At 71.2% G+C, this 23,104-nt stretch carries 21 protein-coding genes; 10 read left to right on the top strand and 11 right to left on the bottom strand.

Annotated elements, in window-relative coordinates; translation table 11 throughout:
* Positions 1-26: 26 nt before the first annotated feature.
* From KO717_RS25980 to ctaC, 3 genes are read right to left on the bottom strand one after another with little or no spacing between them, the layout of a single operon-like run.
* Positions 27-425 (bottom strand): cytochrome c oxidase subunit 4, encoded by a 399-nt coding sequence (locus KO717_RS25980; protein WP_030016443.1) that lies wholly within the window; start codon positions 423-425, stop codon positions 27-29.
* Positions 422-2,152 carry an aa3-type cytochrome oxidase subunit I gene (gene ctaD, locus KO717_RS25975; RefSeq protein ID WP_301371636.1) on the bottom strand — a complete coding sequence of 577 codons (1,731 nt, stop codon included), beginning with the start codon at positions 2,150-2,152 and terminating at the stop codon, positions 422-424. Before ctaD ends, KO717_RS25980 begins: the two co-directional genes overlap by 4 nt.
* Positions 2,149-3,123, bottom strand: coding sequence for an aa3-type cytochrome oxidase subunit II (ctaC, locus tag KO717_RS25970; RefSeq protein WP_301371635.1), 975 nt, complete (start codon positions 3,121-3,123; stop codon positions 2,149-2,151). Before ctaC ends, ctaD begins: the two co-directional genes overlap by 4 nt.
* Before the next feature lie 283 nt (positions 3,124-3,406).
* On the opposite strand from ctaC, the gene KO717_RS25965 reads away from it, so the two are divergent.
* The gene (locus KO717_RS25965) at positions 3,407-4,807 is read left to right on the top strand and encodes a cysteine desulfurase/sulfurtransferase TusA family protein (protein WP_301371634.1); all 1,401 of its coding nucleotides are present in this window, start codon (positions 3,407-3,409) and stop codon (positions 4,805-4,807) included.
* Between the two features lie 135 nt (positions 4,808-4,942).
* Here KO717_RS25965 and KO717_RS25960 read toward each other — a convergent pair whose 3' ends face one another.
* Entirely contained in the window at positions 4,943-5,917 is a 975-nt protein-coding gene (locus tag KO717_RS25960) for a carbohydrate kinase family protein (RefSeq protein WP_301371633.1), read from the bottom strand.
* A 131-nt stretch (positions 5,918-6,048) separates the two neighbouring features.
* Between KO717_RS25960 and KO717_RS25955 the strand changes: the two genes are divergently transcribed.
* Positions 6,049-6,288 (top strand): hypothetical protein, encoded by a 240-nt coding sequence (locus KO717_RS25955; RefSeq protein WP_301371632.1) that lies wholly within the window; start codon positions 6,049-6,051, stop codon positions 6,286-6,288.
* A gap of 72 nt (positions 6,289-6,360) precedes the next feature.
* Complete coding sequence (locus tag KO717_RS25950; RefSeq protein ID WP_301371631.1) at positions 6,361-7,815, top strand: hypothetical protein; 1,455 nt, start codon at positions 6,361-6,363, stop codon at positions 7,813-7,815.
* A 94-nt stretch (positions 7,816-7,909) separates the two neighbouring features.
* Here the strand turns inward: KO717_RS25950 and erpA are convergent, their stop codons facing one another.
* On the bottom strand, positions 7,910-8,266 hold the full coding sequence (gene erpA, locus KO717_RS25945) for an iron-sulfur cluster insertion protein ErpA (protein WP_030010511.1): 357 nt from the start codon (positions 8,264-8,266) through the stop codon (positions 7,910-7,912).
* 293 nt (positions 8,267-8,559) lie between these two features.
* On the opposite strand from erpA, the gene nadA reads away from it, so the two are divergent.
* Positions 8,560-9,747 (top strand): quinolinate synthase NadA, encoded by a 1,188-nt coding sequence (gene nadA, locus KO717_RS25940; RefSeq protein ID WP_301371630.1) that lies wholly within the window; start codon positions 8,560-8,562, stop codon positions 9,745-9,747.
* Between the two features lie 78 nt (positions 9,748-9,825).
* Here nadA and KO717_RS25935 read toward each other — a convergent pair whose 3' ends face one another.
* From KO717_RS25935 to cobS, 3 genes are all read right to left on the bottom strand, one after another.
* The gene (locus tag KO717_RS25935) at positions 9,826-12,966 is read right to left on the bottom strand and encodes an efflux RND transporter permease subunit (RefSeq protein WP_301371629.1); all 3,141 of its coding nucleotides are present in this window, start codon (positions 12,964-12,966) and stop codon (positions 9,826-9,828) included.
* 136 nt (positions 12,967-13,102) lie between these two features.
* Entirely contained in the window at positions 13,103-13,831 is a 729-nt protein-coding gene (locus KO717_RS25930; protein WP_301371628.1) for a response regulator, read from the bottom strand.
* 32 nt (positions 13,832-13,863) lie between these two features.
* On the bottom strand, positions 13,864-14,685 hold the full coding sequence (cobS, locus tag KO717_RS25925; RefSeq protein ID WP_437184579.1) for an adenosylcobinamide-GDP ribazoletransferase: 822 nt from the start codon (positions 14,683-14,685) through the stop codon (positions 13,864-13,866).
* Between the two features lie 70 nt (positions 14,686-14,755).
* Between cobS and KO717_RS25920 the strand changes: the two genes are divergently transcribed.
* The gene (locus KO717_RS25920) at positions 14,756-15,529 is read left to right on the top strand and encodes a hypothetical protein (protein ID WP_301371627.1); all 774 of its coding nucleotides are present in this window, start codon (positions 14,756-14,758) and stop codon (positions 15,527-15,529) included.
* Between the two features lie 71 nt (positions 15,530-15,600).
* On the opposite strand, the gene pspAA is transcribed toward KO717_RS25920, so the two are convergent.
* Both pspAA and KO717_RS25910 read right to left on the bottom strand, forming a co-directional pair.
* Complete coding sequence (gene pspAA / locus KO717_RS25915; RefSeq protein ID WP_301371626.1) at positions 15,601-15,879, bottom strand: PspA-associated protein PspAA; 279 nt, start codon at positions 15,877-15,879, stop codon at positions 15,601-15,603.
* A gap of 13 nt (positions 15,880-15,892) precedes the next feature.
* Positions 15,893-16,687 carry a PspA/IM30 family protein gene (locus KO717_RS25910; protein ID WP_301371625.1) on the bottom strand — a complete coding sequence of 265 codons (795 nt, stop codon included), beginning with the start codon at positions 16,685-16,687 and terminating at the stop codon, positions 15,893-15,895.
* A gap of 263 nt (positions 16,688-16,950) precedes the next feature.
* Here KO717_RS25910 and KO717_RS25905 point away from each other — a divergent pair, with 263 nt between their 5' ends.
* Positions 16,951-17,559 carry a DUF3043 domain-containing protein gene (locus tag KO717_RS25905; RefSeq protein WP_301371624.1) on the top strand — a complete coding sequence of 203 codons (609 nt, stop codon included), beginning with the start codon at positions 16,951-16,953 and terminating at the stop codon, positions 17,557-17,559.
* Between the two features lie 17 nt (positions 17,560-17,576).
* Entirely contained in the window at positions 17,577-18,368 is a 792-nt protein-coding gene (locus tag KO717_RS25900) for a class I SAM-dependent methyltransferase (RefSeq protein WP_301371623.1), read from the top strand.
* 84 nt (positions 18,369-18,452) lie between these two features.
* Here KO717_RS25900 and KO717_RS25895 read toward each other — a convergent pair whose 3' ends face one another.
* Entirely contained in the window at positions 18,453-18,665 is a 213-nt protein-coding gene (locus KO717_RS25895) for a hypothetical protein (RefSeq protein WP_030011614.1), read from the bottom strand.
* A 102-nt stretch (positions 18,666-18,767) separates the two neighbouring features.
* Here KO717_RS25895 and KO717_RS25890 point away from each other — a divergent pair, with 102 nt between their 5' ends.
* The 3 genes from KO717_RS25890 to KO717_RS25880 all read left to right on the top strand — a co-directional run bounded on the left by KO717_RS25890 (position 18,768) and on the right by KO717_RS25880 (position 23,082).
* Positions 18,768-19,973: a bifunctional adenosylcobinamide kinase/adenosylcobinamide-phosphate guanylyltransferase gene (locus tag KO717_RS25890; protein WP_301371622.1), complete on the top strand. Its 1,206-nt coding sequence runs from the start codon at positions 18,768-18,770 to the stop codon at positions 19,971-19,973.
* 95 nt (positions 19,974-20,068) lie between these two features.
* On the top strand, positions 20,069-21,133 hold the full coding sequence (gene cobT / locus KO717_RS25885; RefSeq protein WP_301371621.1) for a nicotinate-nucleotide--dimethylbenzimidazole phosphoribosyltransferase: 1,065 nt from the start codon (positions 20,069-20,071) through the stop codon (positions 21,131-21,133).
* Between the two features lie 83 nt (positions 21,134-21,216).
* A complete protein-coding gene (locus KO717_RS25880) occupies positions 21,217-23,082 on the top strand; it encodes a phosphatidylglycerol lysyltransferase domain-containing protein (RefSeq protein WP_301371620.1) in 1,866 nt (621 codons plus the stop codon).
* The last annotated feature ends 22 nt before the right edge of the window (positions 23,083-23,104 follow it).

The following is a 23,104-nucleotide window of genomic DNA, read 5'->3' as shown; positions in this document are numbered from 1 at the left end:
TGCGCGGCGCGGCCGCGGAGCTGCTGCTACTGGTTCTGGTTCTCACCGCGGTAGTACTCGTACACCCAGCCCCACAGGCCGATCATGATGATCGGGGCCGAGAAGTACATGAGCCACCAGCCGAAGACGACGCCCATGAACGCGAGCGCACCGCCGATGCCCAGCGAGAGCGGCTGCCAGCTGTGCGGGGAGAAGAACCCCAGCTCGCCCGCCTCGTCGGCGACGTCGGCCTCCAGGTTGTCCTGGGCCATCTCGTCGACACGCTTGGCCGTGAAGGCCAGGTAGTAGCCGATCATGACGCTCAGGCCGAAGGCCAGGAAGAGCGCGGTGGTACCGACGGGCTCCTTCGACCACACGCCGTACACGACGGCCATGATCAGGATGAAGAAGGAGAGCCAGAGGAACATCTTGCCCTGGATCTTCACTTGCCGGCCTCCTTGCCACCGGTGACGGCCTTGGCGGCGACGCTGTGGTCCTCGAGGTGGTCGAGGGCCGCGATCTCAGGGTGGTGCAGGTCGAACGCCGGGGACTCGGAACGGATCCGCGGCAGGGTGAGGAAGTTGTGCCGCGGCGGCGGGCAGGACGTCGCCCACTCGAGCGAACGGCCGTAACCCCACGGGTCGTCGACCTCGATCTTCTCGCCGTACTTGGCCGTCTTCCAGACGTTGTACATGAACGGCAGCATCGACAGGCCGAGCACGAACGAGCTGATCGTCGAGATCGTGTTCAGCGCGGTGAAACCGTCGGCGGCGAGGTAGTCCGCGTAACGACGCGGCATGCCCTCGGCACCGAGCCAGTGCTGCACCAGGAAGGTGCCGTGGAAGCCGATGAACAGCGTCCAGAACGTCATCTTGCCGAGGCGCTCGTCCAGCATCTTGCCCGTGAACTTCGGCCACCAGAAGTGGAAGCCGGCGAACATCGCGAACACCACGGTGCCGAAGACGACGTAGTGGAAGTGCGCGACGACGAAGTACGAGTCGGAGACGTGGAAGTCCATCGGGGGCGAGGCCAGGATGACACCGGTCAGGCCACCGAAGGTGAAGGTGACCAGGAAGCCGATCGTCCAGAGCATCGGGGTCTCGAAGGACAGCGAGCCCTTCCACATGGTGCCGATCCAGTTGAAGAACTTCACACCGGTCGGTACCGCGATCAGGAAGGTCATGAAGGAGAAGAACGGCAGCAGCACGCCACCGGTGACGTACATGTGGTGGGCCCACACGGTCACGGAGAGGCCGGCGATCGCGATCGTCGCGGCGATCAGGCCGATGTAGCCGAACATCGGCTTACGGCTGAAGACCGGGATGATCTCGGAGACGATTCCGAAGAACGGCAGCGCGATGATGTACACCTCTGGGTGTCCGAAGAACCAGAAGAGGTGTTGCCATAGCAATGCGCCGCCGTTCGCGGCGTCGAACACATGCGCACCGAACTTGCGGTCGGCCTCCAGCGCGAAGAGCGCGGCGGCCAGCACCGGGAAGGCGAGCAGGACCAGGACACCGGTCAGCAGCACGTTCCAGGTGAAGATCGGCATGCGGAACATCGTCATGCCGGGTGCGCGCATGCAGATGATCGTGGTGATGAAGTTGACCGAGCCGAGGATGGTTCCGAAGCCGGAGAAGGCCAGACCCATGATCCACATGTCGGCGCCGATGCCCGGCGACCGGACCGCGTCCGACAGCGGGGAGTAGGCGAACCAGCCGAAGTCGGCGGCGCCGTTCGGCGTCACGAAGCCGGCCACCGCGATGGTCGAGCCGAAGAGGTACAGCCAGTACGCGAACATGTTCAGCCGCGGGAACGCCACGTCGGGCGCGCCGATCTGCAGCGGCATGATCCAGTTGGCGAAGCCCGCGAAGAGCGGGGTGGCGAACATCAGCAGCATGATCGTGCCATGCATGGTGAACGCCTGGTTGAACTGCTCGTTCGACATGATCTGCGTGCCCGGACGGGCCAGCTCGGCGCGCATGAAGAGCGCCAGCACACCGCCGATGATGAAGAACACGAACGATGTGAGCAGGTACATCGTGCCGATGGTCTTGTGGTCGGTCGTGGTCAGCCACTTCACGACCACATTGCCCGGCTGCTTGCGCCGTACCGGCAGCTCGTTCTCATACGAGTCGGCGGCGGCACCCTGGGATTCGTTGAGGATGCTCACAGTTTGTTCACTTCCGCATTCCGGGCCGGGTCGGTCTGCTGGATGCCGGCCGGGAGGTAGCCGGTCTGACCCTTCTCCGCCAGATCCTTCAGGTACGCCCGGTACTCCTCGGGGGAGACCACCTTGACGTTGAAGAGCATCCGGGAGTGGTCAACGCCGCAGAGCTCGGCGCACTTGCCCATGAAGGTGCCGTATTCGGACGGGGTGACCTCGAAGACGTTCGTGTGGCCCGGAATGACGTCCTGCTTGAACAGGAACGGGACCACCCAGAAGGAGTGGATCACGTCGTTCGACGACAGGATGAAACGGACCTTCTCGCCCTTGGGGAGGACCAGGGTCGGACCCGGGTTGCCCGTCTGGGGGTTCTTGTCGCCCGGGACACCCTTCTGGTAGACGCCTTCGGCGCCCGCCGGGAAGTCCTTGGTGAAGCGGTCCGGGATGGAGGCGAGCTCCTTGGGGACCGCGCCCGCCTTCGGGGTCGCCGCGTCGCCGTCGACGTTCTCGACGTAGTTGAAGCCCCAGCTCCACTGGAAGCCGATCACGTTGATCGTGTGCGGCGGCTTCGGGGTGAGGGCCAGGAGCTTCGACTCGTCACGAGCGGTGAAGTAGAAGAGCACCGAGACGATGATGAGCGGGACCACGGTGTACAGCGCCTCGATGGGCATGTTGTACCGGGTCTGCGCAGGGACCTCGATCTTCGTCCGGCTGCGCCGGTGGAAGATGACGCTCCAGATGATCAGGCCCCACACGAGGATGCCCGTGACCAGCGCGGCCGCCCAGGATCCCTGCCACAGGGAGAGGATGCGCGGCGCCTCCTCGGTTACCGGAGTCGGCATTCCGAGGCGGGGGAAGTCTTTCCATGTATACGAGCAACCAGTGGCGGTCGCCAGGACCACGCCCGCAGTCAGCGCCTGCAGCAGCTTCCGCCGCATCGGGCGCCGCGGCGAGCGGTCGGAGCCGTAGGGACTCACGTAGCGCCTTCCCGAGAGTCTCGGCCCGCGCGGCCGGCCGCGGCCGTGTTCGGGTCGGTCGCCGGCCCTGACGCAGGCAGGGGTTTGGATGTTTATGCGGACCAAACCCTACTGGACGCTATTTGGGGTCGCGCGGGGAGGGTGCCCAACGCGCCGCTACTGCCCCCGAAGGGATGGATCCGCCGTCCGGGGGACGGCGCGAATGGCCCTGAATGGCGGGCTCCGGGGCACATCTGACGCCCCCTGACCTCGAACGCTGCGGGTCTGGCGTTAGCGTGACCGGATGCCGTACTTCGACAGCGCGTCCGCCGCTCCCCTGCACCCCGTGGCCCGCCAGGCGTTGCAGGCCGCCCTGGACGAGGGCTGGGCCGATCCGGCCCGGCTCTACCGGGAGGGCAGGCGCGCCCGGCTGCTGCTGGACGCGGCGCGGGAGGCCGCGGCGGAGGCGGTGGGATGCCGGGCCGACGAGCTCGTGTTCACTCCTTCGGGGACGCACGCGGTTCACACGGGGGTGGCGGGGGTCCTCGCGGGGCGCCGGCGCGTCGGAAGTCATCTGGTCGTATCGGCGGTCGAACACAGTTCTGTATTGCATGCGGCCGAGGTGCACGAGGCGCGCGGCGGGACCGTGACCGAGGTCCCGGTGGACCGGTGGGGCGCGGTGACGCCCGCCGCCTACGCGGACGCGCTCACCCCGGAGAGCGCCCTCGCCTGCCTCCAGTCGGCCAACCACGAGGTGGGCACCGTCCAGCCGGTGGCGGAGGTGGCCGAGGTCTGCGCGGCGGCCGGGGTGCCGCTGCTGGTGGACGCGGCCCAGTCGCTGGGCTGGGGTCCGGTGGAGGGCGCCTGGTCCGTGCTGGCCGCGAGTGCGCACAAGTGGGGCGGCCCGCCCGGGGTCGGCCTGCTGGCGGTCCGCAAGGGGGTGCGTTTCTCCCCTCAAGGGCCTGCGGACGAGAGGGAGTCGGGGCGCTCCCCCGGCTTCACGAACCTGCCCGCGATCGTGGCCGCGGCGGCTTCCCTGCGGGCTGTACGGGCCGAGGCGGACGCGGAGGCGGCCCGGCTGCGGGTCCTGGTGGACCGCATCCGGCGGCGGGTGGTGCGGCTGGTCCCGGACGTGGAGGTGGTGGGCGATCCGGAGCGGCGGCTGCCGCACCTGGTCACCTTCTCCTGCCTGTACGTCGACGGGGAGACGCTGCTGCACGAGCTGGACCGGGCCGGTTTCTCGGTCTCCTCCGGCTCCTCGTGCACGAGCTCCACGCTGACCCCCAGTCACGTGCTGCGGGCGATGGGCGTGCTGTCGGAGGGGAACGTACGGGTGTCCCTGCCGCCGGGGACCCCGGCGGAGGAGGTCAACGCGTTCCTGGAGGTGCTGCCGCGCGCGGTGGCGGACGTACGGGAACGGCTCGGCGTGTCGGAGCCGCCGGAGGTGGCGCCGGTGGCGGACTCCCTGGAGCTGGACGCGCTCGGGCTGCGGTGTCCCCAGCCGGTGATCGAACTGGCCCGGGCCATCGTGACGGTCCCGGTGGGCGGGACCGTCACGGTCGTCTCCGACGACGAGGTGGCGCGGCTGGACATCCCGGCGTGGTGCGCGATGCGGGGCCACACGTATGTGGGCGAGACCCCCCGCGAGGTCGGCTCCGCCTACACGGTCCGCCGCTCCGCCAGATCCAGCCCCTCCGGCGTTTGAGGAGCGGGTCCGGGCGGAGCCCGGTGCCCGGCGGAGCCGGGTTTCCTGGGGCTCCGCCCCAGACCCCGCGCCTCAAACGCCGGCGAGGCTGAATTCGGCCCGGGCTCCGCGCCGGCGGAGCCGCAGGCGCGGCCGTCAGGCGAGGTGGGCGCGGACCTCTGCCGCGGCTTCCTCGCCGTAGGCCTTCGTGAAGCGCTCCATGAAGTGGGCGCGGGCCAGCGCGTACTCCTGGGTGCCCAGGGTCTCGATGACCAGCGTCGCGAGCATGCAGCCCAGCTGCGCCGCACGCTCCAGGCCGACGCCCCAGCCCAGACCGGTCAGGAACCCGGCGCGGAACGCGTCGCCGACACCCGTCGGGTCGACCTTCGCGGTCTCCTCCGGGCAGCCGACCACGATCGGCTCCTCGCCGACGCGCTCGATCCGGACGCCGTTGGAGCCCAGCGTGGTCACGCGGGTGCCGACCTTCGACAGGATCTCCTCGTCGGTCCAGCCGGACTTCGACTCGATGAGGCCCTTCTCGTACTCGTTCGAGAAGAGGAAGGTCGCGCCCTCCATCAGGGTGCGGATGTTGTCGCCGTCCATGCGGGCGATCTGCTGCGAGAAGTCGGCGGCGAAGGGGATCCCGCGCGTACGGCACTCCTCCGTGTGGCGCAGCATCGCCTCGGGGTCGTCCGCGCCGATGAGGACGAGGTCGAGCCCGCCCACCCGGTCGGCCACGGCCTTGAGCTCGATCAGGCGGGCCTCGCTCATCGCGCCCGTGTAGAAGGAGCCGATCTGGTTGTGGTCGGAGTCCGTGGTGCACACGAAGCGCGCGGTGTGCAGCACCTCGGAGATTCGGACGGACTCGGTGTCGACGCCGTGCCGGTCCAGCCAGGCGCGGTATTCGTCGAAGTCGGAGCCGGCGGCTCCGACGAGGATCGGGCGGCTGCCGAGCTGCCCCATACCGAAGCAGATGTTCGGGCCGACACCGCCCCGCCGGACGTCGAGGTTGTCGACGAGGAAGGAGAGGGAGACCGTGTGCAGCTGGTCCGCGACCAGCTGGTCGGCGAAACGGCCGGGGAAGGTCATGAGGTGGTCGGTGGCGATGGAGCCGGTGACTGCGATGCGCACGGCGAGGACGCTCCTGCTGAGGACGGCGAGGGACAGTCAAAACTACCCGGTAAGCGGCCCCGGGCTGTACCCCGGAAACTACCCCTTAGTAGGTCTTTCTTCGCCAGAGCTCCGGTGCCTACGGTGCCTGCATGACCTATACCGACGGTTTCGGCTACTCCGAGTACACCGCCGACAAGCGCGGCGCGGAAGCCCCACGACAGCCCGGTTTCGCCCGCCTGCTGGGTGACTGCGCCCGGATGGCCCCGCACTGGGCCGTTCCGGCGGGCCCCCGGCCGGTCCGCGTGGCCCCTTCGCAGATCCACGGGATCAGCGTCCCGCCGGCCTCGGCGCGGCTGATCGCCTCCACGTCCGTGTACGGGGACCAGTAGGAGGGAACCGGTTGCGCTCCTGCTCCGTCACACCCGCATCAGGTACGACGGGACCGGTGAAGGAGCGATGCGGTGACCAGCGAAGAACCCGACGACACATCACGCGGCACACGGCGGCGGCCCGCCTGGGCCGTCGGTTCGATCGCGGCCGCCGTCCTGCTCGCGGGCGGCGGCGGCGCGTACTGGGCGTCGACCGCCTACGGCGACGGCGGGCCGGGTCACCGTACGGGTGACAGCGCGGCCTCCGCGCCGCGCGACGCGGGGGACCCCTCGGGTCCGGGCATCGCGCCCGGGGAGCCCGACCCGTCGGGCGGCGGGGTGGTCTACCGGGCCGACGTGAAGCTTCCGGAGGCTCCGGCCGACGCGCCCAGCTACGCGCTGTCCGGCGAGGTCACCCCGGCGGAGGTGGCCCGCCTCGCGGCGGCTCTGGGCCTGCCCGGCGAGCCGCGCCTGAGCGGGGACGTCTGGCTGGCCGGGGAGGCCGCCGACGGCTCCGGGCCCCGGCTCACGGTGGCCCGTACGGCGCCGGGGACGTGGAACTTCGCCCGCTTCCAGGCTCCGGGCAACGGCAACGGCGCCGGGGACGACTGCGTGCGCGGCAAGGACACCTGCGGCCCGGCCACCCTCCCGCAGGACGCGGGGGCGAGTGCGGGCGGTGGGGCCGAGACGGGCAAGCCGGTGTCGGAGGAGGCCGCCAAGGCGGCCGCGGCCCCCGTACTGGCCGCCGCGGGGGTGGCGGGGGCCACGCCGGACGCGCGGTTCAACCAGGGTTCGGTACGGGTGGTCGCCGCCGACCCGGTGATCGACGGGCTGCGCACGCACGGCTGGGCCACGAAGGTCAGCGTGGGCTCCGACGGCTCGGTGGTGGGGGGCAACGGGGAGCTGAAGGCCCCGGTACGGGCGGCCTCGCAGCAGGTGGTCGGGGCCGTGGAGGCGCTGGCCCGGCTGAACGCGAAGTCGGGCGGCCGGGAGGGCAACCCCGAGCCCAGCGGATGCGCGAGCGCGGTCCCGCTGGCGGCGGACACCCCGGTGTCGGCCACGGACGCGGTGCCGTGCAACCCGGAGCCGCGGCCGATGAAGCCCCCGCGGACGGAGACGGTGAAGGGCGCCGCGCTCGGGCTGGTCCCCGGCACGGTGAACGGGGCGCAGGGGCTGGTTCCGGCCTGGCTCTTCGAGGTGGCGGGCCAGGGCGGCGCGCCCGGTCACACGGTGCCCCAGCCGGCGGCGGCCGCCCAGGAGAGCACTCCCGGCCCGAAGGACCTGCGCACGGTGACCGGATTCTCGTACGCGGACGCCGACCGGAAGCTGACCGTGAATTTCTGGGGCAGCGTGTGCAGCACCTACGCCGTGGAGGCGCGGGAGCAGGCGGAATCGGTCCTGGTGAAGATCACGGACACCCCGAACAAGCCGGGCCAGGCCTGCATCATGCTGGCGCAGGAGATGTCCTTGACGGTGACGCTGCAGCAGCCGCTGGGCGACCGGAAGGTGCTCGACGCGGCCACCGGCAAGCCGCTCCCCCGGCAGTAGCCGGGGTCCCGGGCAGGGCCCGGGACGGGGAATGACACGAGGGCCCGCCCCCGGTCGGATTCGACCGGGGGCGGGCCCTCGTGGGTGTCCGGGTCTAGCTGAACGAGTCGCCGCAGGCGCAGGAGCCCGTGGCGTTCGGGTTGTCGATCGTGAAGCCCTGCTTCTCGATGGTGTCGACGAAGTCGATGGAGGCACCGTGGAGGTACGGAGAGCTCATCCGGTCCGTGACGACCTTCACACCGTCGAAGTCCTTCACGACGTCGCCGTCGAGGGAGCGCTCGTCGAAGAAGAGCTGGTAGCGCAGGCCGGAGCAGCCACCGGGCTGGACGGCGACGCGGAGGGCCAGGTCATCGCGGCCTTCCTGCTCCAGCAGGGTCCTGACCTTCTCGGCGGCGGCGTCGGACAGGAGGATGCCGTCGCTCACAGTGGTCTTGTCGTCCTGTACGGACATCTGCATTCACTCCCGAAGTGGGCGGCTCCCCGCCGGAGACGGGGAAACGTCGGACTCTTGCCGTCGGTGGCAACGAGCGGGACCGCGGATTCATTCCGGGACCCGACGCTTGTTTCAGATATTCCATGCTCGCACACCGCGCGCGGGGGTGGATCCGGCGAATCGTGGGCTGATGCGTCACATTGACACTATCGGCATCGTCAAACTGACGTGAAGCGGTTATGATAGATAACGTCAAATAGACGAGAAGTCGAAGTGATGATCCAGAAGTCCCTTGTCGCAGAACAGAAAGGGTGCGTGTCGTGACCACCGCCCAGCCTTTGGACGTCCAGCCGACGCCCCTTGCCCTGCTGCTGCTCGGCCGTGAGGCCGACCCCAAGAGCGAGCGCGGGGTGGAGTGCCCCGGCGACCTGCCCTCGCCGTCGGACCCGAACCTCGTGGAGCGCGCCCGCGCGGCCAAGGAGAAGCTCGGGGACAAGGTCTTCATCCTGGGCCACCACTACCAGCGTGACGAGGTCATCGAGTTCGCGGACGTCACCGGCGACTCCTTCAAGCTGGCCAAGGACGCGGCCGCCAAGCCGGAGGCCGAGTACATCGTCTTCTGCGGCGTGCACTTCATGGCCGAGTCCGCGGACATCCTGACCTCGGACGACCAGAAGGTGGTCCTGCCGGACCTGGCCGCCGGCTGCTCGATGGCCGACATGGCCACCGCTGAGCAGGTCGCGGAGTGCTGGGACGTGCTGACCGAGGCCGGCATCGCCGACGTCACGGTGCCCGTCTCGTACATGAACTCCTCCGCCGACATCAAGGCCTTCACCGGCAAGCACGGCGGCACGATCTGTACCTCGTCCAACGCGAAGAAGGCCCTGGAGTGGGCGTTCGAGCAGGGCGAGAAGATCCTCTTCCTCCCGGACCAGCACCTGGGCCGCAACACCGCCGTCCGCGACATGGGCATGTCCCTGGACGACTGCGTGCTCTACAACCCGCACAAGCCGAACGGCGGCCTCACCGTCGAGCAGCTGCGGAACGCCAAGATGATCCTGTGGCGCGGGCACTGCTCGGTGCACGGCCGGTTCTCGGTCGACTCGGTCAACGACGTCCGCGCCCGGATCCCCGGCGTGAACGTCCTGGTCCACCCCGAGTGCAAGCACGAGGTCGTGGCGGCCGCGGACTACGTCGGCTCGACGGAGTACATCATCAAGGCGCTGGAGGCGGCCCCGGCCGGTTCCAAGTGGGCCATCGGCACGGAGCTGAACCTGGTCCGCCGCCTGGCGAACCGATTCGCCGCCGAGGACAAGGAAGTCGTCTTCCTCGACAAGACGGTCTGCTTCTGCTCGACGATGAACCGCATCGACCTCCCGCACCTGGTGTGGACCCTGGAGTCCCTGGCCGAGGGCAACCTCGTCAACCAGATCCAGGTCGACAAGGAGACGGAGAGCTTCGCGAAGCTCGCGCTGGAGCGGATGCTGGCGCTCCCGTAGCCGCCGCCTCCCCCGCACACGCCCGAAGGGCCGCCCCTCGATCCGAGGAGCGGCCCTTCGGCCGTTGTGCGAGGGGTGTCAGGCCTTGGCCGGGACCTCTTCCTCCGTGGCGGAGGGGGCCGGGACCACCGTCAGACGGGCCTCGCGCTTCGCCGAGCGCTTGGCGCGGCGGCGCTCCTTGCGGAGCTCGACCATCGTGTAGAGGGTCGGTACGAGCAGCAGCGTCAGCAGGGTGGAGCTGACCAGGCCGCCGATCACCACGACCGCGAGCGGCTGCGAGATGAAGCCGCCCTCGCCGGTGACGCCCAGCGCCATCGGGAGCAGCGCGAAGATCGTCGCCAGGGCCGTCATCAGGATCGGGCGCAGCCGGTGGCGGCCGCCCTCGATGACCGCTTCCACGACGCCCAGGCCCTGGGCGCGGTACTGGTTGACCAGGTCGATCAGGACGATCGCGTTGGTCACCACGATGCCGATGAGCATCAGCATGCCGATCATCGCCGGGACGCCCATCGGAGTGCCGGTGGCGATGAGCAGGCCGAGTGCGCCGGTCGCCGCGAACGGGATGGAGACCAGCAGGATCAGCGGCTGGATCAGCGACCGGAAGGTGGCGACCAGCAGCATGAACACGATCGCGATGGCCGCGAGCATGGCCAGGCCCAGCGAGCCGAAGGCCTCGTCCTGGTCCTCGGAGACGCCACCGATGGACGCGGTGGCGCCCTCGGGCAGGTCCAGTGCCTTGAGCTTGGTCTGCAGCTCGGCGCTGACCGCGCCGGTGTTGTCGCCGAGCGGCCGTGCGGTGACGGTGGCGGCGCGGGCGCCGTCAATCCGGGTCATCGCGACCGGGCCGGGGACCTCCTTGACCTCGGCGATGTCGCCGAGCTTGACCGGGCCGACCTGGAGCGCCTGCAGTTCGGCCAGGGTGGTGGCCGGCTGTGCGGACCTGATGACGATGTCCCGCTCGGTGTCGTCGAGCACGGCCTTGCCCGCCGGGTTGCCCCGGACGGCCTGCGCGACGATCGCGCCGAGCGCGGCCTGGTTCAGGCCGGCCTCGGCCGCCTTGGGGGTGGCGGTCACGGAGATGCGGGGGACGGACTGGGAGAGGTCGCTCTGCACGTCGGCGACGTTCTTGAGCTTGGCGACCTCGATGCGGACCTGCTCGGCGGCCTCGGCGAGGACCTTGCCGTCTCCGGCCTTGACGACCACGCTGAGGTTCTGGCTGCCGAAGCCGTCGCCCGCCACGATGCGGGTCTCGCCGATGCCGTCGAGGGCGGCCAGCTTGCCCTCGATGCCCTTCTTGACGGCGTCCGCCTTGCCGGAGTCCTTCAGGCTGACCTGGTACGAGGCCTGGTTGGAGCCCGTACCGCCGCCGAAGGCCGCGAGGAAGCCGGAGGAGCCGACGGTGACCTGGTAGCTCTTGACGCCCTCGACCGAGGCCAGCACCTGCTCGATCTTGCGGCTCGCATCGTCGGAGGCGGCCAGCGAGGTGCCGGGGGCGAGTTCCTGCTTGACCGTCAGGACCTCCTGCTCGCCCTGGTCGAAGAAGTTGGTCTTCAGCATCGGGGTCATCCCGAAGGTGCCGAAGAGGACGACCACGGCGATGGCCACACTGGTCAGCCGGCGCCGGGTGGCGAAGCCCAGGACGCGGACGTAGAGGAGCTGGAGGCGGCTGCGCGCCTCCTTCTCCTCGGCCTCGCGGCGGGCCTTGGCGGCGCTTTCGGCGTTCCCGGGCTCGACGCCCTTGGGCGCGCTCAGGAACCAGTACGAGAGCACCGGTACGACCGTCAGCGAGACGAGCAGCGAGGCCAGCAGGGCTGCGGTGACGGTGAGCGAGAAGGAGCCGAAGAGCTCGCCGATCATGCCGCCGGTGAGGCCGATCGGCAGGAAGACGGCGACGGTGGTGAGGGTGGAGGAGGTGACCGCGCCGGCGACCTCCTTGACCGCGGTGATGATCGCGGCCTCGCGCTCCTCGCCGTAGCCGAGGTGGCGCTTGATGTTCTCCAGGACCACGATCGAGTCGTCGACCACGCGGCCGATGGCGATGGTGAGGGCGCCCAGGGTCAGCATGTTGAGCGAGAGGTCGCGGGTCCACAGCACGATGAGCGCGAGGACGACGGACAGCGGGATGGAGACCGCCGTGACCAGCGTGGAGCGCAGCGAGGCCAGGAAGACCAGGATCACGATCACCGCGAAGAGCAGGCCGAGCATGCCTTCGGTGGTGAGGCTGGAGATGGACTTGGCGACGGCCGGGCCCTGGTCGCTGACGACGGTCAGGTCGGCGCCGGCGCCGAGCGCGGTGCGGAGCTCGGGCAGCTTGTCCTTGACGGCGTCGGAGATGGCGACGGCGCTGCCGTCCTTGTCCATGGTGAGGACGAGGGCGAGGCTGGGCTTGCCGTTGGTGCGGGTGATGGAGACGGCCTTGGCCGGCTCCTGCTTCACGGTGGCGACGTCGGCGAGGCGGACGGCCGGCTTGCCCGGGCCCGGGGTCAGGCGCAGCTCCTCCAGCTGGGCGAGGGAGGTGTAGCCGCCGCCGACGCGCACGGTGCGGTTCTTGCCCGCCTCGTCGAAGGAGCCGGCGGGGACGGCCGCGCCGCCCGCCTGGAGGCCCTCGGCGAGCTTGGCGCCGTCGAGGCCGGCGGCCGCGAGCTTGGCGTTGTCGGGGGTGACGGTGACCTGGAGGTCCTGGACGCCGTCGACGGTGACCTGGCCGACGCCCTCGATGTCCGAGAGGACGGGGACGACGGAACGTTCCAGCTGGTCGGCGAGCGCCTGCTGGTCCTTGTCGGCGGTGACGGCCAGGATGACGGTCGGGATGTCGTCCGTGGAGCCGGCCACGACCTGCGGGTCCACCTCGGCGGGCAGCCGGACGCGGGCCCGGTTCACGGCCTGCTGGACGTCGGCGACGAGCTGCTTGGTGCCGCTGTCGCCGTAGTCGAAGGTGGCCATGATGAGGGCGTTGCCCTCGCTGGCGGTGGAGGTGATGCCGGTGATGCCGTCGACGCCCTTGAGCATGGACTCGATCGGTTCGACGACCTGCTTCTCGACCACGTCGGGCGAGGCGCCCTGGTACGGCGCGAGCACGGACACCATCGGCAATTCGATGGAGGGCAGCAGCTGCTGCTTGAGCTGCGGGATGGCTATGGCGCCGAAGAGGAGCGCGACGATCGACACGAGGCCGACCAAGGCCCTTTGGGCCAGGCTGAAGCGGGACAGCCACGACATGGGTATGAGATCTCTCTGCAGTGACGAACGCGAGGGCACTCCTACCCTGTCGCACCGCGGTGGCGCGTTTCGTCGCTCGCAGGTGCCGTCCTTATGTGCGGCATACCGCGTCTGGAGTACGCCGTACCCGGCGGTGCTACTCCGCGCGTGGGCGGACCAGTCCCGATTCGTAGGCAATAACCACCAATTGGGCCCGGTCGCGGGCGCCGAGCTTGGCCATGGCCCGGTTCACGTGGGTCTTGACGGTCAGCGGGCTGACCTCCAGCCGCCCGGCGATCCCGTCGTTCGACAGCCCGGCCGCGACGTGTACGAGGACCTCGCGCTCCCGGACGGTCAGCGCGGCGAGCCGCTCCGCGTGCGCCCCGGCCGAAGCTCCGGCGGCGGCCGGGTCGGCGCCGCCGCCCTGGGCGAGGAAGGTGGCGATGAGCCCCTTGGTGGCGGCCGGGGAGAGCAGTGCCTCGCCGGCCGCGGCGACACGGATGGCGTTGAGCAGTTCCTCGGGCTCGGCGCCCTTGCCGAGGAAGCCGGAGGCGCCGGCCCGCAGGGCCGAGACCACGTACTCGTCGACCTCGAAGGTCGTCAGCATCACCACGCGCACGCCGGCCAGTTCCGGGTCCGCGCTGATCATGCGGGTGGCGGCAAGCCCGTCGGTGCCGGGCATGCGGATGTCCATGAGGACGACGTCGGGGCGCATCCGGCGGGCGAGTTCGAAGGCCTGCGCCCCGTCGGAGGCCTCCCCGACGACCTCCATGTCGGGCTCGGAGTCGACGAGCACCTTGAAGGCGCTGCGCAGCAGCGCCTGGTCGTCGGCGAGCAGCACCCTGACGGGCGTGGCGGAGGGCAGGTCCGTCGAAGGTTGGTCCACGGGGTGAGGGTACGCGGGCCCGCCGTCCGCGCTCAGCCCAGGGCGAGGACGATCAGGGTGGTGGTCGCCGCGACCTCGGCCAGGGCGCCGAAGACGTCGCCGGTGACCCCGTCGAAGCGGCGCACGCAGCGGCGGAGCAGCAGTTCCGCGGCGAGCAGGGCGGCCAGGACCGCCGCCGCGCTCCGGCCGGCCGCGGTCAGGCCCAGCGGGAGTGCGGCGGCCGCGGCCAGGGCGGTGACGAGCACGGCGATCAGGACGGCGGCGCGCCGCGGGACCACCCCGGCGACGGCGGCGCCGAGTCCCCCGGGGCGGGCCGCCGGGACGCCTTCCCGGCAGGCCAGGGTCATGGCGAGGCGGGCCGCCACGGCGGCGACCACGGCGGCGAGGGCGCCGCGGATCCAGCTGTCGGCGTAGATGTCGGACAGGGCGGCCGCCTGCAGGAGCAGCACGATCACCAGCGCCACGACGCCGAAGGGGCCGATGTCGGACTGTTTCATGATCCGCAGGGCCTCGTCGGCGGGTTTGGCGCTGCCGAGGCCGTCGGCCGTGTCGGCGAGGCCGTCGAGGTGCAGTCCCCGGGTCAGCGCGGCCGGTACGGCGACGGTGACGACCGCGGCGAGGAGCGGGCCCCCGCCGAGCAGCAGCAGGAGCGCTCCGGGCAGGGCCGCGAGCACGCCCACGACCAGCCCGGCGAGCGGGGCGCAGGCCATTCCGGTGCGGGCGGCGGGGCGGTCCCAGCGGGTGATGCGGGCGGGCAGCACGGTGAGGGTGCCGAACGCGAAACGGATGCCGTCGGGGAACGAGGCGCGTTCCGGGGGCGGCATCTGGGGCGGGCCGTCGTACGAATCTGTCATCGGCGGGAACGGTACCCGCTCGGCACGAGCGGTAAATTACCCATTACATGCCAAATAGGGAGTCCGTGGGATGGGTCACTGGTGGTATCGGAACATCGTCGAACCGGGGAAGCTGCCGCTTCTGCTCGCCCTGCTCTCCTTCGTGATGTCGTTCCTGGTCACCCGTGTGATCACTCGGATGATCCGGGCCGGCCGGGGCCCCTTCAAGAACGTCACCCCGGGGGGTCTGCACATCCACCACGTGGTGCCGGGCGTGATCCTCGTGATCATCGGCGGTTTCGGCGCGGTCGGCAGCGGCCGGTACGGCTTCGGCGCGTGGGCATCGGCCGTGATCTTCGGCCTGGGCGCCGGCCTGGTCCTGGACGAGTTCGCGCTCATCCTGCACCTCGACGACGTCTACTGGAGCGAGCAGGGCCGCAAGAGCGTGGAGCTCGTGGTCGTCACGGCCGCCATCGTGGCCCTGGTCATCGGCGGTTTCGTGCCCTTCGGGGTGAACGACCTGTCGAGCGAGGAGCGCCAGAGCCGCGGCCTGGTCGTCATGAACGGGGCCACCAACTTCTTCCTGGCCCTGATCGCCCTGTGGAAGGGCAAGGCCCGCACCGCGCTCTTCGGCCTGGTCGTCCCCCTGGTGGCGCTGGTCGGCGCGATCCGGCTGGCCCGGCCCGGCTCCCCCTACGCGAAGCGGTTCTACGCGAACCGGCCGCGCGCCCGGGCCAAGGCCGGGCTGCGCGCCTTCCACCACGACCGGCGCTGGGCGCGGCCGCGCCGCAGGTTCGAGAACTTCATCGGCGGGACCCCGGACCCGGATCACCCCGTGTCCCTGGAGAAGCCGCCCCCGCACTGACGACGGCGGCGGGCCCACCCCCGTGAAGGGGGTGGGCCCGCCGCCGTGCTGTCGGTGTACCCGGCCCGGGCTCAGCCCGGGATCAGGCCGTCGTCGCTGAGCATCTCCCTGACCTCGTCCAGGGCGGCGTCATCACCGGGGAGGATCAGCTCGGACGGCTCCAGCGCATCGTCCGGGAGCGGCGTGCCGAGCCGCCGTACGGCGTCGAGCAGCGCGCCCAGTGTCCGCCGGAAGCCCTCCTCGTCACCGCTCTCCATCTCCGCGAGCAGTTCGTCGTCCAGCTTGTTGAGCTCGGGGAAGTGGCTGTCGGCCACTTCCACCTGGCCTTCCCCCATGATGCGGACAATCATGACGGGCCCACTCCTACTGCTTGTCGAACCGGTGCGGGGTCTGCGGCTGCTGACCGTTGCCCTGCGCGCCGCCCTCGATGGCCTGCTGCTGGGCGGAGGGGCCGCCCGCCAGCTCGGCCTTCATGCGCTGGAGCTCCAGCTCCACGTCCGTACCGCCCGAGAGGCGGTCCAGCTCGGCCTGGATGTCGTCCTTGGAGCCGAGGCCGCTCTGGTCGTCGAGCGCGCCGGAGGCCAGCAGCTCGTCGATCGCACCGGCGCGGGCCTGCAGCTGAGCGGTCTTGTCCTCGGCCCGCTGGATGGCCAGGCCGACGTCGCTCATCTCCTCGGAGATGCCGGAGAAGGACTCCGCGATCCGGGTCTGCGCCTGGGCCGCCGTGTAGGTGGCCTTGATGGTCTCCTTCTTCGTACGGAAGGCGTCCACCTTGGCCTGGAGCCGCTGGGCGGCGAGGGTCAGCTTCTCCTCCTCGCCCTGCAGGGTCTGGTGCTGCACCTCCAGGTCGCTGACCTGCTGCTGGAGCGAGGCGCGCCGGGAGAGGGCCTCGCGGGCCAGGTCCTCGCGGCCCAGGGCGAGGGCCTTGCGGCCCTGGTCCTCCAGCTTGGCGGACTGCCCCTGGAGCTGGTTGAGCTGCAGTTCCAGGCGCTTGCGGGAGGTCGCCACGTCGGCGACCCCGCGGCGCACCTTCTGCAGCAGCTCCAGCTGCTTCTGGTACGAGTAGTCGAGGGTTTCGCGCGGGTCCTCGGCCCGGTCAAGGGCCTTGTTCGCCTTCGCGCGGAAGATCATCCCCATACGCTTCATGACACCGCTCATGGGCTTCGCGCGCCCCCTTCTAGACGGACTGTGCTCCAGGTCACCGACAGAACCCACAGTACGGGCCCTGTCTCCATTACCGCACTGTTCGAGTACGGATGCGCTCCTCCTCCAGGACGACTACGCCCCCGCCCCATCAGGCGTAAGGAGTAGGTGATCCCAGGAGAGCGGGCCCACCGCACGGACCGTGCAAGGGGAAGGACGCCCGCCGTTGCCGGATCGTTCCCCAGCGGGGTGGGGCCCATGCCCGCAACCACGTAGGCTTGGGTTTTGTGTTTGGTAGCCGCTCCTCCAAGGAAGAGAAGGCCGCCGCCACCGACAAGGTGAGCGCCGACCTCTCGCAGCCCCGTGACCCGCAGGCCCCGAAGGGCCGCCCTACGCCGAAGCGTGCTGTGGCCCAGTCGCAGCGCAAGGCCGTGGTGGCCTCGACCGGCAACCGCAAGGAGGATGCCAAGCGAGCCCGTGAGCGTCGCCGTACCGAGATGGCCAAGCAGCGCGAAGCGCTGGCCAACGGCGACGAGCGGTACCTGCCCACCCGTGACAAGGGCCCCGTCCGCCGCTTCGTCCGCGACTACGTGGACTCCCGCTACTCGGTCGCCGAGATGTTCCTGCCCCTGGCAGTGGTCATCCTGGTCCTGAGCATGGTGCGCCAGCCCTCGATCCAGACCATCGCGCTGACGCTGTGGCTCGTCGTGATCGTCCTGATCCTCCTCGACTCCATCGGCCTGGTCTTCCGTCTCCGCAAGGCCCTGGTCACGCGCTTCCCGGACGAGCCCCGCCGCGGCGCCATCGCCTACGGCCTCATGCGCACCCTCCAGATGCGCCGGCTCCGTCTTCCGAAGCCGCAGGTCAAGCGAGGGGAACGGCCCTGAGCCGAGCGACGCCCGGCATGTCGGGGGAAGGCTTCGCGGAAGGCGCCCGGCTCTGGCTCGAAGGCCTGGGCGGGCTGCGCAACGCCGTCCGGCAGGAGCTCGTGGGCCGGCAGGTCGACGAGCAGATCGCGCAGCGCTTCCCGGTCGGGCAGCGGCTGCGCGTGCTCGACGTAGGCATGGGCCAGGGCACGCAGGCACTGCGGCTGGCCCGCGCCGGGCACAAGGTGACGGGCCTGGAGCAGGACGCGGGCATGCTGGCCGTCGCCCGTGAGGCGCTGGCATCGGAACCCGAAGGGATCCGCGACCGCGTCAGCCTCCTGGAGGGCGACGGACGCGAGACCGGGGCCCACTTCCTGCCGGGCAGCTTCGACGTGGTGCTGTGCCACGGGGTGTTGATGTACGTCCCCGAACCGGACGCCATGCTGGCCGGGCTGGCCCGGATGCTGGCCCCGGGCGGGCTGCTGTCCCTGCTGGTGCGCAACGGCGACGCGCTCGCCATGCGGCCGGGCCTGGGCGGCGACTGGAAGGGCGCGCTGGCCGCGTTCGACTCCACCGACTACACGAACCGGCTGGGCCTGGACGTCCGCGCGGACCGGCTGGCCGGACTGACGGCGACCCTGTCGGGGATCGGTGCGCCGCTGCAGTCCTGGTACGGCGTCCGCGTCTTCACCGACGGCACCGAGGCGGGCGAGATCCTGCCGCCCGACGAGGAGCTGGAGCGGCTGCTGGCCGCCGAGGACCGCGCCGGGCGGACCGACCCCTACCGGGGTGTGGCGGCACTGCTGCACCTGTGCGGGGTACGGGGCTAGCGCCGAGGACCGGCATGACGACAGAACGGCGGAGCCGCCGGGTCAGGACCCGGCGGCTCCGCCGTTCTCGTGCCTCCAGGACGGCTACGCGTCCAGGGCGGCGCGCAGGCTCATCGTGTAGAGCTCGGTCCCGCCGTCGTCGGACAGCTTCACCTGCTCGACGCCGCCTTCCAGCAGGTCCTTCCAGTACTCGCCGATCCAGGACTCCGCGTCCCCCTGCGTGGTGAACTCCTCGGGTACCACCGACGGGCTCGTCTCGGTGCCGTCGGCCGTCTCGAACCGCCACGTCCACGCCATGTCCGCCTCCGTTGCTCGCACGCTTCGCACGCTTCCTAGCCTGAGTGTGCCCGCAGAGTAACCGGGCGCGCAGCAGTCTCGGCGACGCGGGAGGATCATCCTGTGGAACTCACTCTGCTCGGCACCGGAACACCCGAGGGCCTGCCCCGCCCGGGCTGCCCCTGTGCGGCCTGCGCCGTCTCCGTCGGCTCGCGCTCCCGCGCCGCCACCGCCGTCCTCGTCGACGGGGCGCTGCTGCTGGACCTGACCCCCGGGGCGGTGCTGGCGGGCGCCCGGGCCGGGCATTCGCTGGCCGGTGTGCGGCAGGTGCTGCTGACCCATCCGCACGACGGGCCCGCGGTCGAGCTGCCGCCCGGGCTGCCGGCCGCCGGGCGGGTGCCGGACGGGCGGGAGCTCGCGGTGATCTCGGGGCACCGGGTGCGGGCGGTGCCGATGGACGCGCCCGGCACCGGGTACGAGGTGACGGGCCCGGACGGCGCCCGGCTGCTGTACCTGCCGCCGGGCGGGGCCCCGGCGGGGGTCACCGACCAGACCGGGCGGCGCCCGTACGACATGGTCCTCATGGATGTGCTGGGCCGGCCCGAGGCGCTGGCGCGGCTGCGGGCGAGCGGCGCCGTCGGCCCGGCGACGGACGTGATCGCCGTCCACCTGGACCACGACACCCCGCCGGGCCGGGAGCTGGAGCGCCGGTGCGCGGCGGCCGGGGCCCGGGCGGTGCCGGACGGGACGACCGTGATCGTCGGGGAGTACCACGCGGCCCCGGACCTGCCGCGCCGGACCCTGGTGCTGGGCGGGGCGCGCTCCGGCAAGTCCGTGGAGGCGGAGCGGCGACTGGAGTCCTTCCCGGAGGTGGTCTACGTGGCCACCGGCGGCACCCGGGGCGGCGACGCGGAATGGGCCCAGCGGGTCGGCCTGCACCGGGAGCGCCGGCCGGGGAGCTGGCGGACGGTGGAGACGTGCGAGCTGGTTCCGCTGCTGGCCGCCGACGGGCCGCCGCTGCTGATCGACTGCCTGGCGCTGTGGCTGACGGACGCGATGGACCGGGCCGGGGCGTGGGACGACGCGGTGTGGGCCAAGGACGGGCAGCAGCAGCTCGCCGGGCGGACCGCCGAGCTGGTGGCGGCCGTACGCGCGACCCGCCGTCAGGTGGTGCTGGTCAGCAACGAGGTCGGCTCGGGCGTCGTCCCGGCGACCGCGTCGGGCCGCCGCTTCCGCGACGAGCTGGGCCGGCTGAACGCGGCCGTCGCGGGCGAGTGCGAGCACGTGCTTCTCGTCGTCGCGGGCCTGGTGACCGTACTCAAGGAATAGCGCGGGACAGCATCGGAGCGGCCCGGCGGCGGGGTGTCCGACAGCCCGTCGCCGAAGGCCTGAGGGAGGGCCTTACCGGCTGTACTCTCTGGCAGATGAGCACGCTGAATCTCGACGACTTCTCCGATCTGATCGAGCGCCCCGACGGGGGCGTCCGGCGTGACGCCGAGGAACGCCGTGAGCGCCTCGCCGTCCCGCCCGGCGCGCTGGGCCGGCTCGACGAACTCGCCGAGTGGCTCGCCGCCGCGCAGGGTCGGGTTCCGGTCAAACCGATCGAGCGCCCGCGCGTGGTGCTGTTCGCCGCCGACCACGGGATCGCCGCCGAGGGCGTCTCCGCCCGGGCCGCGTCCACCGGCCACGAACTGGTGCGGGCCGTCCTCGAAGGGGCCAGCCCCGTGGCCGTCCTGGCCGGCCGGTTCGGCGCCACCATACGGATCGTCGACGCCGGGCTCGACTGCGACCCCGAGCTGCTCCCCGCGGACGTGGTCGGGCACCGGATCCGGCGGGGCAGCGGCCGGATCGACGTGGAGGACGCGCTGACGGCCGAGGAGGCCGAGGCCGCGGTGCGGCTCGGGATGCGGATCGCCGACGAGGAGGCCGACTCGGGAACGGACCTGGTCGTCCTCGGTGACCTGAGCGTGGGCGGGACCACCGTCGCCGCGACCCTCGTCGCCGCCCTGTGCGGAACGGACGCCTCGGTGGTCACCGGGCGCGGCGGCCTGCCCATCGACGACCTGACGTGGATGCGCAAGTGCGCGGCGATCCGCGACGCGCTGCGCCGGGCCCGCCCGGTCCTGGGCGACCAGGTGGCGCTGCTGGCCGCGGTCGGCGGTGCGGACGTGGCCGCCATCACCGGATTCCTCCTCCAGTGCGCGGTGCGCCGTACGCCCGTCATCCTTGACGGTGTCGTTTCGGCCGCGTGCGGGCTGGTGGCCCAGCGGGCCGCGTTCCGGGCTCCGGACTGGTGGCTGGCCGGACAGGCCAGCGGCGAGCCGGGCCAGGCGAAGGCACTTGACCGAATGGCGCTCAACCCCGTGCTCGACCACGGCGTCACAGTAGGTGAAGGTACCGGGGCACTGCTGGCTCTCCCCCTCGTCCAGGCGGCCGCCGCACTCGCGGCGGAACTCCCGGAGCGGGCGGTGGAGGAGCCGACGGAATGAGCCGCCGGGGCCCCCGGTCCTGACCAGGCCGTGGCCCCCGACCGCGCAATCACGGACAGCTGCGCCCCATATGATCGCTTTTTATGGGAGAGGTCCGTTTGACCAGCGCAGAGACCGACCGCACCGCCGCACCGGCGACCGGTCCGTCAGCCGGCAGGAAAGAGACCGGCGGCGACCCCGCCGGCAGGGCGGCGGGGAGCGGCCGGGAGACCGGCCGGGGGAGCGCCCGTTCACGGCACGGCGCCGCGTTCGCGGTGTGGTACCTGCGCGCCGTCACCTTCATCAACTTCCTCAGCGCGGTGTGGGTTTCGCTCGGGCAAGACCTGAGGCGCCACAACATCGAGGACTTCTACACCCCGTACATGCTCACCGCGGGGTTCGCCTCCGGGCTGTTCACGCTGCTGCTCGCCGTCACCCTCGGCCGCCGCAAGCGGGCCTCCTGGATCCTCAACCTCGTCCTCAGCGGCCTCCTGGCCCTGCTGCTCGCCTACGCGCTGTCCACCCACGAGGAGATCCGCGAGCACACGCAGAACTGGGTCTCCCTGGTCCTGACCGCCGCCTTCACGGCGGCCCTGCTGCTGGGCCGTCACGAGTTCTACGCCAAGGGCGACCGCTCCAACCCGACGCTCGCCAGCGCCGTCGCCGCCGTCGGTCTGCTGCTCACCTCGCTGGTCGCGGCCCTGCTCGTCGGCGCCACCAACACCTCCCCGATCGCCTCGGAGGCCTCGTTCCCGGAGCGCTGGTGGTACGGCGTGATGCGGCTGATCACCCTGACGCCCGGCGAGCGGGCCTCCGAGGCGATCGTCACGCCCGGCTGGGTGGACGTGTGCATCAACGTCATGTCGATGCTGCTGCTGCTCGCCGTGCTGTTCGCCGCCTTCCGCTCGCGCCGCGCCGTCGACCCGATCAGCGAGGAGGACGAGGAGCGGCTGCGGGCGCTGCTGGCCCGGCAGGGCGACCGCGACTCGCTCGGCTACTTCGCGCTGCGCCGCGAGAAGTCCGTCATCTGGTCCCCCACCGGCAAGGCCGCCGTCACCTACCGCGTCGTCGGCGGGGTCTCCCTGGCCTCCGGCGACCCGATCGGAGACCCGGAAGCCTGGCCCGGCGCCATCGATCCGTGGCTGGCCGAGGCCCGTGAGCACGGCTGGGTGCCGGCCGTGATGGGGGCGAGCGAGGAGGCCGGGCAGATCTACGCGCGGCACGGCCTGGACGCCCTCGAACTCGGTGACGAGGCGATCGTCGAGACCGCCGACTTCACCCTGGAGGGCCGTGCGATGCGGACCGTCCGGCAGGCATTCAACCGCGTCAGGAGGGCCGGGTACACGGTCCGCATCCGCCGCCACGACGACATCCCGGCCGAGGAGATGGCCGAGCTGGTGCGCCGTGCCGACGACTGGCGCGACGGCGCCACCGAGCGCGGCTTCTCCATGGCGCTGGGCCGCCTGGGTGATCCCGCCGACGGCCAGTGCGTGATGCTGGAGTGCACCGACGGCAACGGCGAGCTGCGGGCCGTGCTGTCCTTCGTACCGTGGGGTCCCAAGGGCCTGTCGCTCGACCTGATGCGCCGTGACCGGGACTCCGAGAACGGCCTGATGGAGTTCATGGTCATCGAACTCCTCGAACGCTCCAAGGAGATCGGGGTCACCCAGGTCTCCCTCAACTTCGCGATGTTCCGGTCCGTCTTCGAGCGCGGGTCCAGGCTCGGCGCCGGTCCGGTGCTGCGGATGTGGCGCTCGCTGCTCAGCTTCTTCTCCCGCTGGTGGCAGATCGAGTCCCTCTACCGGGCCAACGCCAAATACCGGCCGATCTGGGAACCGCGGTTCATGCTCTTCGAGAAGAGTTCGGACCTGCTGCGGATCGGTGTCGCGGCCGGCCGGGCCGAGGGCTTCCTGGAGGCCCCCGGCCTTCCGAAGTGGCTGCACCGCAGACACCTGGAGACCCGCCGTTGACAGCGTGGAACACCTCCTCACT

It is taken from the genome of Streptomyces xanthophaeus (assembly GCF_030440515.1).
Classification (GTDB): Bacteria; Actinomycetota; Actinomycetes; order Streptomycetales; family Streptomycetaceae; genus Streptomyces; species Streptomyces kutzneri.
This window is presented reverse-complemented; position numbering and strand designations above follow the sequence as displayed.